This window comes from Bacteroides neonati, assembly GCF_000499785.1.
In the GTDB taxonomy this organism is placed as follows: domain Bacteria; phylum Bacteroidota; class Bacteroidia; order Bacteroidales; family Bacteroidaceae; genus Bacteroides; species Bacteroides neonati.
Genome location: NZ_HG726023.1, coordinates 165,999 through 178,761, shown reverse-complemented (window position 1 = coordinate 178,761; position 12,763 = coordinate 165,999). Strand labels below are relative to the sequence as shown.

At 50.2% G+C, this 12,763-nt stretch carries 9 protein-coding genes; 4 read left to right on the top strand and 5 right to left on the bottom strand.

Going from position 1 to position 12,763, the window contains the following annotated elements:
• Positions 1-4: 4 nt before the first annotated feature.
• The 3 genes from kdpA to TY03_RS13460 all read right to left on the bottom strand — a co-directional run bounded on the left by kdpA (position 5) and on the right by TY03_RS13460 (position 3,482).
• A complete protein-coding gene (gene kdpA / locus TY03_RS13465; protein WP_042370866.1) occupies positions 5-1,711 on the bottom strand; it encodes a potassium-transporting ATPase subunit KdpA in 1,707 nt (568 codons plus the stop codon).
• 23 nt (positions 1,712-1,734) lie between these two features.
• Positions 1,735-1,815 carry a K(+)-transporting ATPase subunit F gene (gene kdpF, locus TY03_RS21940; RefSeq protein WP_074434180.1) on the bottom strand — a complete coding sequence of 27 codons (81 nt, stop codon included), beginning with the start codon at positions 1,813-1,815 and terminating at the stop codon, positions 1,735-1,737.
• A 302-nt stretch (positions 1,816-2,117) separates the two neighbouring features.
• Positions 2,118-3,482 (bottom strand): sigma-54-dependent transcriptional regulator, encoded by a 1,365-nt coding sequence (locus TY03_RS13460; RefSeq protein ID WP_042370865.1) that lies wholly within the window; start codon positions 3,480-3,482, stop codon positions 2,118-2,120.
• A 447-nt stretch (positions 3,483-3,929) separates the two neighbouring features.
• Here TY03_RS13460 and TY03_RS13455 point away from each other — a divergent pair, with 447 nt between their 5' ends.
• Positions 3,930-6,392 carry an FAD-dependent oxidoreductase gene (locus tag TY03_RS13455; RefSeq protein ID WP_042370864.1) on the top strand — a complete coding sequence of 821 codons (2,463 nt, stop codon included), beginning with the start codon at positions 3,930-3,932 and terminating at the stop codon, positions 6,390-6,392.
• Between the two features lie 10 nt (positions 6,393-6,402).
• On the top strand, positions 6,403-6,762 hold the full coding sequence (locus TY03_RS13450; RefSeq protein WP_042370863.1) for a winged helix DNA-binding protein: 360 nt from the start codon (positions 6,403-6,405) through the stop codon (positions 6,760-6,762).
• 42 nt (positions 6,763-6,804) lie between these two features.
• Here TY03_RS13450 and TY03_RS13445 read toward each other — a convergent pair whose 3' ends face one another.
• Positions 6,805-8,103, bottom strand: coding sequence for a S28 family serine protease (locus TY03_RS13445; protein WP_042370862.1), 1,299 nt, complete (start codon positions 8,101-8,103; stop codon positions 6,805-6,807).
• Positions 8,104-8,279: 176 nt separating this feature from the next.
• Here TY03_RS13445 and TY03_RS13440 point away from each other — a divergent pair, with 176 nt between their 5' ends.
• The gene (locus TY03_RS13440) at positions 8,280-8,912 is read left to right on the top strand and encodes a DUF4136 domain-containing protein (protein ID WP_042370859.1); all 633 of its coding nucleotides are present in this window, start codon (positions 8,280-8,282) and stop codon (positions 8,910-8,912) included.
• Between the two features lie 19 nt (positions 8,913-8,931).
• The gene (locus TY03_RS13435) at positions 8,932-9,558 is read left to right on the top strand and encodes a porin family protein (RefSeq protein ID WP_042370858.1); all 627 of its coding nucleotides are present in this window, start codon (positions 8,932-8,934) and stop codon (positions 9,556-9,558) included.
• A 202-nt stretch (positions 9,559-9,760) separates the two neighbouring features.
• On the opposite strand, the gene TY03_RS13430 is transcribed toward TY03_RS13435, so the two are convergent.
• Complete coding sequence (locus TY03_RS13430) at positions 9,761-12,742, bottom strand: glycoside hydrolase family 3 N-terminal domain-containing protein (protein WP_394330889.1); 2,982 nt, start codon at positions 12,740-12,742, stop codon at positions 9,761-9,763.
• Between the last annotated feature and the right edge of the window lie 21 nt (positions 12,743-12,763).

Here is a 12,763-nt window from a genome sequence, read left to right as displayed (position 1 = left end):
TTGATTACATACTTAATTGCTCTGCAAGGGTACTCAGTGCGTGTGCGGGGAAGAACGACAGGGCAGCAATGATTACGATCACGGCAAAGGTCATCAGTCCGAATGTTACCGTGTCGGTTTTCAACGTACCCGAACTCTCGGGAATAAACTTCTTCTTGGCCAACAAACCGGCAATGGCCACTTGCCCGATGATAGGCAGATACCGGCTCAGAATCAGCACAATGCCGCAGGCATAGTTCCAAAACGGGGTATTATCGCCCAGTCCTTCGAAACCCGATCCGTTGTTTGCCGCACAGGAGGTGAATTCGTAGAACTGTTCGCTGAATCCGTGAAAACCGGGATTATTGAGCCAACCACCCTCGCCCGCAACAAAAGCAGGAGCATGCACATACAAATAGGTAGACAGTGCCGTACCCACCAGAATCACAAAGGGGTGGAGCAGTGCCACGAGTGTGGCTATCTTCATTTCGCGAGCTTCGACCTTTTTGCCCAGAAACTCGGGGGTGCGCCCAACCATCAATCCGCTGATAAACACGGCAATGATGATAAAGGTATAGTAGTTAAGAAAGCCCACTCCCACTCCGCCAAACCAGGTATTAATCTGCATATTAAGCATCTGCACCATACCCGAAAGGGGCATGGTAGAGTCGTGCATACCATTGACCGAACCGTTCGAGGTAACCGTTGTCGTAACACTCCACAAGGCCGTAGCCCCGGAGCCGATGCGTACCTCTTTGCCCTCCATCGCACCGCCGGTCTGGGCAATGCGCAGCGCATCGATACGCGGATTGCCGTTCATCTCGGTATAGGTATTGACCACCACTCCCAACAGATAGGCCGAAAGCATAACACCGTAGATAACAAAAGCCAGCTTCTTGCGTTTGAGGTAAAAGCCCAGAGCGAAAATCATCGCCATAGGAATGAGAAGGATTGCCCAGCACTCGAGTATATTGGTCAGGTAAGTAGGGTTCTCCAACGGATGCGAAGAGTTTGTTCCGAAGTAGCCGCCACCATTGGTTCCGAGCTGTTTGATGGGAACGATGGCTGCCGCAGGGCCTTGCGAAACCGTTTGCTCCACCCCTTCGAGCGTGGTCAGCTTCATCGCACCATCAAAACCCATCGGGGTTCCTTGAAGAATGAGGATGAAGCCCACGATAAGCGACAGCGGCAGTAAGATGCGTGTCGTGCTCACCACCAGCAACTGCCAGAAGTTACCGATTGTCTGGGTAGTCTTGGCGGCCATCGCCTTCATGACTCCCGCCATGGCAGCCATACCGGTAGCAGCGGTGATAAACTGAAAGAACATAATAACAAACAGTTGTGTAAAGTACGTCAGTCCGCTTTCGCCGCTGTAGTGTTGCAGGTTGCAGTTGACCAAAAAGCTGATGCAGGTATTGAAAGCCTGATCGGGCGACTGTGCCGGATTGCCGTCGGGATTGAGTGGAAGCCACCCCTGAGACACCAGCAGAACAATCCCCCAGATAAACCAGAAGAGATTCACGATCAGCAGCGATTTGAGGAATACCTTCCAATCCATCTCCTCTTTGGGGTTAATACCACATACCTTATATATAAGGTTTTCAATCGGCGCCATAAAGTCCGACCATGTTTTCTCTCCTTTGTAAACCTTGGCCAAATACCGTCCCAGCGGATAGCTCAAAGCGATCATTAGGATAATCTGTAAGGCTATACCTAGTATTTCTGTGTTCATTGCTTTACTTGATTAGTGTGTGATTAAAACTTTTCGGGCTTGATAAGTACATATACCAAATAGCCGAATAGGATGATACCTATGATGAATAGTGCTGTGTACATGATGGCTTTCCTTTAAATGTTCTCGAACCAATCTATACACTTCCAAAAAAGTCCGAAGCAGGCTAGCCCGCCCAACAGACAAAGAATAAACGACCCTGTGATACCCATGTTTTTACTTGTTTAATGTTTATATTATTTTGTTTATCTCTACTGTTGCCAAATGTATGCCAAAGAGCAGGAGACACCACAAAGGGAAGGTCAATCAACTAACAAACAAGCATATAAACAAAAAGGGTCTTCATGGTATCAACCATGAAGACCCTTTCATTTTGGTAGGGTTCGCTCTCTTTTGATAGAGAAGACTATACTCTATATTCGTCGGGCTTTATCCGATACTCCTCTATCTTGCGGTAAAGCGTTGTCAGTCCTATCTTCAGCAGGCGTGAGGCTTCGGTTTTATTGCCTTTCGTATGCTCCAGCACCCGGACAATGTGCCGCTTCTCCATCGAGGCAAGCTCAAAGCTGCCTATACCGCTGCCGTCGGCTTGTTCATAATGATTGTTTTGTATCTCGAACGGAAGATCGGACACGTCGAGCCGGCCGCCATCACACACAATCAAGCTGCGCTCGATGGCATTGCGTAGTTCGCGGATGTTGCCCTTCCAAGGCTGTCGGCCGATGGCTTCAAGAAAAGCAGGAGTAATCTCTACGATGGGGTGCGCCAGCTTCGCAGCAAAGTCGTTGATAAAGTGCGTGGCCAGCAATCCCACATCACCCTCGCGCTCGCGCAAAGGGGGAAGGTGCACTTCGAACACCGATAGGCGATAGAACAGATCTTCGCGGAAACGCCCTGCCGCTATCTCCTCGGGCAGGTTACGGTTGGTAGCGGCAATGATACGCACATTGACGCGGGTAGACTTCGTATCGCCTATCTTAATGTATTCGCCCGTTTCGAGAATACGCAAGAGCTTGGCTTGCATCTCGAAAGCCATTTCGCCTATTTCGTCGAGAAAGATCGTGCCGTTGTTGGCCTCCTCGAACAGCCCTTTTTTGTCTTTGAGCGCACCCGTAAACGAGCCTGCCCGATGGCCGAACATCTCGCTTTCGAGCAACTCCTTGCTGAACGACGAGCAGTTCACAGCTACGAAGTTCTGTCCGGCTCGCTTGCTGTTGTAATGAATGGCTTGGGCAAAGACCTCCTTGCCCGTACCCGTTTCGCCCGTGAGCAGTACAGGTACATCGGTTACAGACACCTTCTGTGCCAACAGAACAGCTGCCTTGATTGCCTTCGACTGCCCTGTGATGGAGTCGAACGAATACCTCCCGCTCAACTTCTTTTCCAATTTCTCCAGACGGGCATTCAGCAATGCCTTCTCTACAGCGCGACTCACCAAGGGGATAATCTTGTTGTTATCGTCTCCTTTCGTAATATAATCGAACGCGCCGTTCTTGATCGCCTGCACACCGTCGGGGATGTTGCCGTGGGCGGTAAGTAAAATCACCTCGGTTTGGGGGGCTGCTTTTTTAATGGCCATAACCAACTCTACCCCGTTGCCGTCGGGCAGAAAGACATCACACAGGGCCACCTCGGGCGCATGCTGTTCCAATTGCTTGAGCGCTGCCCGGCAATCGCCTGCCTGACAGACGTCGTATCCTTCGAGCTCCATCATTCGTACCAACAAGCTGCGAATCTGAGGCTCGTCGTCGATTATAAGAATCTTACTCATGTTTCGGTTTATTAAAATAAAGGGATAAAAACAGGGTGGACAAAGTTACTCTTTTTTGTACGGACTGTGCAAACTTTCGGGAGTATTTCGCGGGAAGCCACAATTTGCCCGCGGTATTCTTATATTCTCACCCGGGTGAGACGACCTCCCCACCCGGGTGGGTAAACCTTCTCACCTAGGTGGGTAGATATTCTCACCTAGGTGAGAAGGTAGTTTTATGGGCTTCTAAGTTACGAAATAAAGGCACGAAAAGCGAGCGATGCAAGGGGCTTTCGGACACAGTGCAACCGCCTTTCGTCCAAACTGCTTTTGGGATATTCTACACGTACCCTTACACCATGCTCATCGTTAAAGAATGAGAAGAAGAAAAAAAAGTAATCTTTGCCCGAACAATTAGTATCCATTAGATGTTATTTCCATAGGAAACTATTTAAACTAAATAATATAATGAAGATTATCATCATCGGTGGAGTTGCCGGGGGAGCCACTACCGCAGCCCGTATCAGAAGAACGGACGAGACAGCGGAGATCATTCTGCTCGAAAAAGGAAAGTATATATCGTATGCCAATTGCGGACTACCTTATTATATAGGTGGAGTGATTGAGGAGCGCGAGAAGTTGTTTGTGCAAACACCAAAGGCTTTCGGGCTGCGCTTTCGCGTAGATGTAAGGGTAGAGAACGAGGTTATCTTTATCGATAAGAGGAAAAAAACGGTTACGGTAAGACGCGTAGGCGAAGATACCTACGAGGAGAGCTACGACCGCTTGGTGATTTCGACCGGAGCCATTCCCGTGCGTCCACCCCTGCCGGGAATCGACTCGGAGGGCATCTTCACGCTACGCAATGTGGCCGACACCGACCGCATCAAAACATACGTGGGAGAGCACTTGGTGCGCCGTGCCGTTGTGATCGGAGGCGGATTTATCGGTCTGGAGATGGCCGAGAACCTGCATCATCTGGGGGCACAGGTATCCATCGTCGAGATGGGCAATCAAGTGATGGCACCCATCGACTTTTCCATGGCCTCGCTGGTGCATCAACAACTGATGAGCAAAGGGGTTAACTTGTATTTAGAGCAGGCAGTAGCATCGTTCGAACGGGTAGGCAAAGAGCTAAAAGTGATTTTCCAGAATGGCGAATCCATTGTGGCCGACTTGGTGATTCTCTCGATCGGCGTGCGCCCCGAGACAACGTTGGCACGTGCCGCCGAGCTTACCATCGGTCCGGCAGGAGGCATTGCGGTCAATGACTACCTGCAAACCTCCGACGAATCGATCTACGCCATCGGCGATGCCATCGAGTTTCGACACCCGATTACCGGGCAGCCGTGGCTCAATTATCTGGCAGGCCCCGCCAACCGCCAAGGGCGCATCGTGGCGGACAACGTGCTGGGTGCACAGATTCCGTACGAGGGTTCTATCGGAACCTCCATCGCCAAGGTGTTCGACCTTACGGTGGCTTCGACCGGACTGCCCGCCAAGCGACTGAAACAGCTTGGTATCTCGTACGTATCATCGACTACGCATAGCAACTCGCACGCGGGCTACTATCCGGGTGCCCTGCAAATGAGCCTCAAAATCACCTTCGATCCCACCGACGGAAAGCTATACGGTGCCCAGATTGTGGGCTACGACGGTGTAGACAAGCGCATTGACGAGATGGCGTTGGTCATCAAGCAAGGCGGAACCATCTACGACCTTATGCGTCTCGAACATGCCTATGCCCCTCCATACTCTTCGGCCAAAGACCCGGTGGCGATAGCGGGCTACGTAGCCGAGAACATCATCACCGGCAAGATGAAGCTGGTGCACTGGCGCGAACTACGCGACCTGCGCACGGAAAATGCCTACCTGCTCGATGTGCGAACGAAGGACGAATTCTCTGTCGGCTCCCTGTCCGAAGCGGTCAACATTCCGCTCGACGAGCTGCGCGACCGCTTGCAGGAGATTCCGCGCGACCAACCCATCTATGTATTCTGTGCCGTGGGACTGAGGGGATACCTCGCCTACCGGATACTGGTGCAACACGGATATACGCAGGTGCACAACCTTTCGGGCGGGCTCAAGACCTATCAGGCAGCCACCGCCCCTATCATTATTCACGATAAGGAGCAGTTTCCACTGCCCGCAAAGCCCAAGGCGGCCTCCGTTAGTGAATCGGGCGAGCAGCCGGCAGCGTTGGCAAACATCGTTCGGGTAGATGCCTGCGGTCTGCAATGCCCCGGCCCTATTCTGAAGATGAAAAAAGCCATGGACACGCTCACGCCCGGCGAACAGGTAGAAATCGTATCGACCGACCCCGGATTTGCACGTGATGCCGCAGCTTGGTGCAACTCGACCGGCAACCGGTTGGTGTCGCAAACATCGGCTGCTGGCAAAGCAACGATTACCATCGAAAAGGGTAGCCCCGAGGCCTGCCACCTGGTGAGTTCGTGCGAGGGCAAAGGAAAAACATTCATCATGTTCAGTGATGATCTGGATAAAGCACTCGCCACCTTCGTACTGGCCAACGGCGCAACCGCCACGGGACAAAAGGTAACCATCTTCTTCACCTTCTGGGGATTGAATGTCATTAAACGTCTGCACAAGCCGGCAGTAGAGAAAGATATCTTCGGCAAGATGTTCGGCATGATGCTTCCTGCCCATTCGCTGAAACTGAAGCTCTCGAAAATGAGCATGGGCGGTATGGGCGGCAAGATGATGCGCTACATCATGCACCGCAAAGGAATCGATTCGCTCGAGTCGCTGCGAACACAAGCGTTGGAGAACGGGGTCGAGTTCATCGCCTGCCAAATGTCGATGGACGTGATGGGCGTGGCCCGCGAAGAACTGCTCGACGAGGTTACCATCGGTGGAGTAGCCACCTATATGGAACGGGCAGATAACGCAAACGTAAACTTATTTATTTGACAAGGAAGATATGAAAACGATCTGTATCATGCGCGATGTGTACAAAGCATTGGCGCAATTCGAAACAGCCTTCTATCAGGAGTACAACCTATCGCTCAATGAAGCGATGGTGTTGTGCTGCCTCGAAGAGGCGGGGTGTGAAATCACATCGACTACCATAGCCGAACGAACAGAGATGGGCACATCGCATACCTCGAAAACCCTTCGCTCGGTAGAGGAGAAAGGGTTGATTCAACGCTCGATGGGGCAAACGGACAAGCGACAAATGTACTTTTCGCTCACCCCAGCAGGCAAAGCACGCCTACAGGAGTTGAGTCTGGAAAAGATAGAAATACCCAAACAGCTCAGAGGCATCATTCGGGAGGACTAACTCCCCCCCGAATGATGCCTCTGAACCTTTCCCGAAGCCACCTTACTCGGCCAGCCACTGCTTGAGCAGTGTAAGGGCTTCGGTCTGCATCGGTTGCGGAAGGGTGCCGATACGAGCCAGGTGGCTGCCACCGGGTTGAACAAAGACGCGCATCTGTTGCTTTCCTTCCAGCCACGTGACGCCCGCAGCAGTCCAGGGATCATTCTCGCCATAAATGAATATCATCTTAGGATCGTTCTTACGGAGAAACTTCGCTACCTTCTTACTCAGGTGCTTATCAAACTTCATCCGGCCAAGCTCTTCGGGCACCATCAGACGGTGCAGATAGCCTTTGGCATTGGGTATGGAGAGGTATTGCTTGAAGGGAGTGGTGTCGTAGCCATAATAGCCCAACTCACGGGCAGCCTGCACAAAGAACGAGGTGTTGGCTCCCTCTTTCTCAAAGTAAGAGGGTTCGCTGATCGCCAGGAAATGGGCAAACAACACATCGTCCGTAGCCGAAGAGGCGGGAATATCGGTTATGGGCGTACCCCACTGCCAAAGGGCGAACGAATACTCAAGCACGCAAAGGTCGTAAATCTCCTCCAAATTGGTACGATACGCATAGTTCTTGTCCCGACAATACTGCTCGAAGCGCGGTAGCAGTGTGGCTTTCCGTTTGAGTATTTCGAGCTGAAACGCCTGTATTTTTTGTCTATTTTCAGCAGTAGAGACGCGTTGCAGAAAAGGTTCGTGCCGTCCGTCTTCGATGTTGTAGCAAAGCGGAGCCACATAGGGCACCGAGATATCTACATCATCGGGAAAAAACGCACGGTAAAGCATCGTTGTCTGCCCCCCTTTGCTGATTCCGGTGCTTATCCACTTGCCCGGATAAATGGCTTTGAAAGCAGTTGCCACCGCATGCAGGTCGTAGGCCGAATTCTCGGCAGTGAGGTACTGCCAGTCCTTAGGCTGTGGAGTCGATTCGAGGAAGTAGCGGTGCTCAACAAAGACAATGTTCGCATTCAATAGTTTGGACAGTTCGTCGCGGTATTTCGGACGCAGGGCATAGGCACCGCCGTAGCCTTCGGTCACCATTACTGTTGGACAATCAAAGCCCACATGAGCTACAATCACCCGTTGCCGGAAGCTCCCCTTCTCAGGGTGTCGATGGTCGACCGGCTGAGAGAAATAGGTTACGTACTTCTGGGCGAACTCGGAGGTTTCGAGCGGTTTAACTTCTTCAATAGCCGGAATAGTCTTGATCTTTTGGAGTAAATCGGATTGCCCCCAGAGCGAGACGGTGGCAACCAAAAGGAATAGAGCAAAAAGCACGACACGCGGCATGCGCAACTGTTTCATAAGTATTCGTTTTAATAATATGGCCTAAAGATACACTCTTTTCGACAAAGTGAAGAGCTATCTATTAACATTTTAACAACTTCTTCGTTGAACCTTTTAGAAAACGAGTTGTTGTTTGTAACAAAAGCCTAAGGTACCTGGGCACGATTTTATTAAACCTAAACATTATAAAGAGTATGAAGAGATTAATTCCTGTTTTATTATTGGCGGTCTTTGCATTCGCTGGTTGCGAAAAAGAGCCAGACATGGGCAAGTTAGACAGTAAGTATTTGGTTTATACCAACTACGACAAACAAGCTAACTTTAAACAATTTAGTACATACTATTTGCCCGATAGTATTCTTCTGATTGGCAATACTGCCAAACCGGAATATTGGAAAGGAGCAGAAGCAGACGAAATACTGAATGCTTATGCAAAGAATCTTGAAGCAAGAGGCTATACACCTGCTGCCAACAAAGCAAGTGCAGACTTAGGTGTACAGGTAAGCTATATCCTGAGTACTCACTACTTCACCGACTACGGACAACCCGAATGGTGGTGGAACTATCCTGGCTACTGGGGATCAGGCTACTGGGGAAACTGGGGCGGATGGTATTATCCGTATGCAGTGAACTATAGCTACAGTACCAATTCATTCATCACCGAAATCGTAAACTTAACAACCGATGAAGGTGCCGGCAAGAAAATTCCCGTACTTTGGACAAGCTATATGAGTGGAATAGATTACTCTACTTCTGTAAACAAAACGTTGGTGGTAGCTGCCGTTAATCAAGCTTTCACGCAGTCGCCTTATCTTACTAAAAAATAATATTCAAAACTGAACCTATATGAAAACAATAAAAAAGATATCTCTCAAAGTGATGGCGGTGGTCGCTGTTGCACTCGTCTTTGCCCTTCCGGCCAAGGCACAATTAACCGATAACGGATATGCAAACATCGACTGGCAGTTTAATGTGCCGCTAAGCAATGGCTTTGCCAACGATGCCAGTGGTTGGGGTATGAATATGGAAGGTGGTTATTTTGTAACTCCCAACATCGGCTTGGGTCTTTTCTTGTCATACCATAGCAATCATGAATATTATGGTCGTACAACCATACCTTTGAACAACGGATCGCTCAATACCGATCAGCAACATACGATCTTCCAAATGCCTTTTGGTGTGGCTGCCCGCTATCAGATGAACCGCGGTGGAACATTCCAACCTTATTTCGGTGTGAAGGTAGGTCCGAGCTATGCAAAGGTTCGTTCGGATTATAACATGTTCGAAACAAGAGAAAACAGCTGGGGATTCTATGCATCTCCCGAAGTAGGTCTTAACATCTACCCATGGGCCTACGGACCCGGTTTGCACATCGCTGCTTATTATAGCTACGCTACCAACAAAGCAGATGTATTGACTTACAGTGTGGATGGTTTGAATAACTTTGGGTTCCGCGTGGGAATCGCTTTCTAAACATTCAGCCTTATTCACCACAGAGGACACAGGGGGCACTGAGTTTATTATAAACTTTGTGCACGCTGTGTCCTCTGTTTTTGTTTCTTAGTGTATCCTCTTCCGAGGCTTTGCTTCTTGCTTTGCCCCTTACTTATTTCGCTTGTCTTGTCTTTTTCTCTTTACATTCCTTCGTATCCGCTGCGCCATCTGTGGTGAAGCGTTATTTCATCGCCTCGTAAATTACTTCCTGAATTCGCTCGCGGATATCCAACTGCTGTAGTTTGCGATTGGTCGCATCGGGATACGTACGGTTACTCAGAAAGACGTATACCAATCCGTTTTCGGCATCGACCCAGGCACAAGTACCGGTGAATCCGGTATGACCATATACGGAAGCGGGTGCCGAAGGAGCGCAAGGGCTGTTCTTGAGATTAACCGTATCGGGACGGTCGAAGCCGAGCACACGGCGACTGATCTTTGACTGATCGGTTGTAAAGAGTCGACAGGTTTCCTCACTCAGATAGCGTTGTCCATCGAGCTCTCCGCCATTGAGCAGCATCTGATAAATACGCGCCACTTCGCCGGCAGTCGAGAACAAACCGGCATTGCCCGAAACACCGCCTTGGAATGCGGCCGACTCATCATTCACATAACCGCGAAGCGTATCCTTGCGCAAGAAACGATCAATCGATGAGGGCACAATCTCTTTCTTTGCATGTTGACGCAACGGCAGATAAGCGGTACGTTCGAGTCTCATCGGTTCGAAGAACTCTTGTTGAAGGTATTCGTCCATCGGTTTATCAGCAAGCTGTTCGACCAACAAACGCAGCAAGATAAAGCCCACATCACTGTAACGATAGGATTTATCCTTCATTGGTGCCTTGGCAATCTCCTGTTCAAGGAGCTTTCGGGAAGAACGATTCAACCAGATACCATCACTCACCGGCAAGGTATAATCGCCCTCGCGAACAGAGGAGACATACTCTTTTTTGAACTTAAAGTTGGGGTTGGCCCAGACACCGGGGCCGAGATGAAGCGTATGTTTCCCATCGCGTTTATTACTGAATAAACGCCCCTGATAACTGTCTCGATCGATAAACTCGGTATAAGAGACAATGCCTGCGGGCAAACCCGACTGGTGAAGAAGCACGTCGCGTATGGTAATGTCTTTTTTATTGGTACGCAACAACCAAGGCAAATGCTCGGACAGCTTATCATTCAGACTGAAATATCCTTTGTCGTAAAGCTTCATCAAAGCCAACAGTGTGCCCGTGGTTTTGGAAAGCGAAGCCAGATCATAGATGCTGTGAGGCCCGATGCGTTCGGAGTTTCCACCGGCTTGTGTGCCAAAACTCTGATCGACCATCACATGTCCATCCTTCAACACAACCACCTGACAGCCGGGATAGGCTCCTTGACGAATGCCTTCAATCGCAATAGAATCGATACGCGCAAGTACCTCCGAGCGCAACCCGTACTCTTCGGGCATGAAATGGACAGGCATATCGGGCGTAATGGTTACTCCCTCTCCTTCATGAAACACTCCTCCAAGACTTGCCGAAAGCCTGCCGTTGGCGGTGGCTTTACCAAACAGTACATCGGCCACCTGGTGCTGTACATCTTCTGCTGTCGAATGCCCCAAAACGACTACCTGCGCAGTAGAGACTGCCCGCTGAATCTGCAACATCATCTTGCCCGGCGTGAAGAAAGCATATATAGTGGGTGACTCAGGCGCAAAACGGGAAAAGAACTTCTGATAAGGAGCCAAACGCTGTTCGCCTACAGCAACGATGATTCGCTTATAAGCTGCCAGCGAATCGCGCAACTGTTGCGACTGCTCTTCGGTCATGTTCTTACGCAATCGAAAGCGAACGGGGGTGATATAGCGAGACAACCGGGTAGCAAAGTCGCTCATATCGCCTGGTTCTCCAACCTCGAGCAGTGCCATTTCTTTGGTTTCGGTGTGCAACGGGAGTATCTGCTTTTTGTTACAGATTACGGTAATGGCAGCCAGATTGAGCCTGCGAATCAAATCGCGCGTTTGCGGCGTATTAATACGGGCACCAAGTCCGGATAGGCGCACCACCGGTTTGTGCTTAAGGTCGAGTGCATACTTATAGGTCAATACCTTGCGGCATTTCCGGTCGATGTCTTCCATACTCAGCTCTCCTTTGTCGATCGCTTTGTATACAGCCTCCATCTCTTCTTTCAGGTTACGGGGAGCAAGTACCATATCGTTGCCCGCCTTCAGGGCTTGCAGGCTCACATGGGTATTGCCCGACACGCCGTTCATAGCCAGTGCGTCGGTAAAGATAAGTCCTTTGAAAGCCAGTTCTTCGGTAAGTAGTCCATAGACAATGTTGCGAGAGAGCGATGAGGGTAAGTTGCCTATCGGTTCGATAATGGGTACCTGCAAGTGTCCTACCATCATACCACTTAAACCAGCACGGATGGCTTCCTTGAAGGGATACAGTTCTACGCTATCGAGCCGTTCGCGGGTGAAGGGTAGTACGGGTAAGGCTTTGTGGGAATCGACATCCGTATCGCCATGACCGGGGAAATGTTTGCAGACAGAAAGTACCCCTCCTCCTTCGAGGCCGGAACCATAAGCGATTACTTTATCGGCCACCTTGATCGGATTCTGACCAAACGAGCGGGTATTAATCACCGGATTGTGCGGATTGATGTTGACGTCGGCCACCGGGGCAAAGTTGACCTGTACCCCCAATTCGCGGCATTGCCGAGCCATCTCGCGACCGTAGTCATAAATCAACCGATTATCTTGAATACACCCCAACACCATGTTGCGCGGAAATACCGGTGTGCCACGCAGGCGCATCGACAGCCCCCATTCGCCATCAAACGTAATCATAAGAGGAACACGGGCCTGCTTTTGTGCCCTGTTGGTGAGTAATGCCTGATTTTGTAGTTTACCCCCCGAAAAGAGGAGTCCGCCTACCTTGTAGGTAGCAACGGCTTCGTGCAGCAGTACCAGGTTGCGTTTCGTCTCTACCGGTGCGATGGTATAGATAAAGAGCTGCCCCACTTTCTCCTTCGTCGACAAGCGATTCATTAGGGAGTCTACCCAACGTTGACACTGCTTATCATGCGTTGCTTTATATAGCAACAGAGGATCGACACCGGTTGCTGTTGCGTGTACTGTCCCCATCACAGAAACTACACTCAACAAGAAAAGGAGCATGTATTTACGCATACCGAACTA

Bases quoted from the DNA above. Each gene is read 5' to 3' on its own strand.
- TY03_RS13430 (WP_394330889.1), bottom strand. From the start codon at position 12,742: ATGCTCCTTTTCTTGTTGAGTGTAGTTTCTGTGATGGGGACAGTACAC.
- TY03_RS13435 (WP_042370858.1), top strand. From the start codon at position 8,932: ATGAAAACAATAAAAAAGATATCTCTCAAAGTGATGGCGGTGGTCGCT.
- TY03_RS13460 (WP_042370865.1), bottom strand. From the start codon at position 3,482: ATGAGTAAGATTCTTATAATCGACGACGAGCCTCAGATTCGCAGCTTG.
- TY03_RS13445 (WP_042370862.1), bottom strand. From the start codon at position 8,103: ATGAAACAGTTGCGCATGCCGCGTGTCGTGCTTTTTGCTCTATTCCTT.
- kdpF (WP_074434180.1), bottom strand. From the start codon at position 1,815: ATGTACACAGCACTATTCATCATAGGTATCATCCTATTCGGCTATTTG.
- kdpA (WP_042370866.1), bottom strand. From the start codon at position 1,711: ATGAACACAGAAATACTAGGTATAGCCTTACAGATTATCCTAATGATC.
- TY03_RS13450 (WP_042370863.1), top strand. From the start codon at position 6,403: ATGAAAACGATCTGTATCATGCGCGATGTGTACAAAGCATTGGCGCAA.
- TY03_RS13440 (WP_042370859.1), top strand. From the start codon at position 8,280: ATGAAGAGATTAATTCCTGTTTTATTATTGGCGGTCTTTGCATTCGCT.
- TY03_RS13455 (WP_042370864.1), top strand. From the start codon at position 3,930: ATGAAGATTATCATCATCGGTGGAGTTGCCGGGGGAGCCACTACCGCA.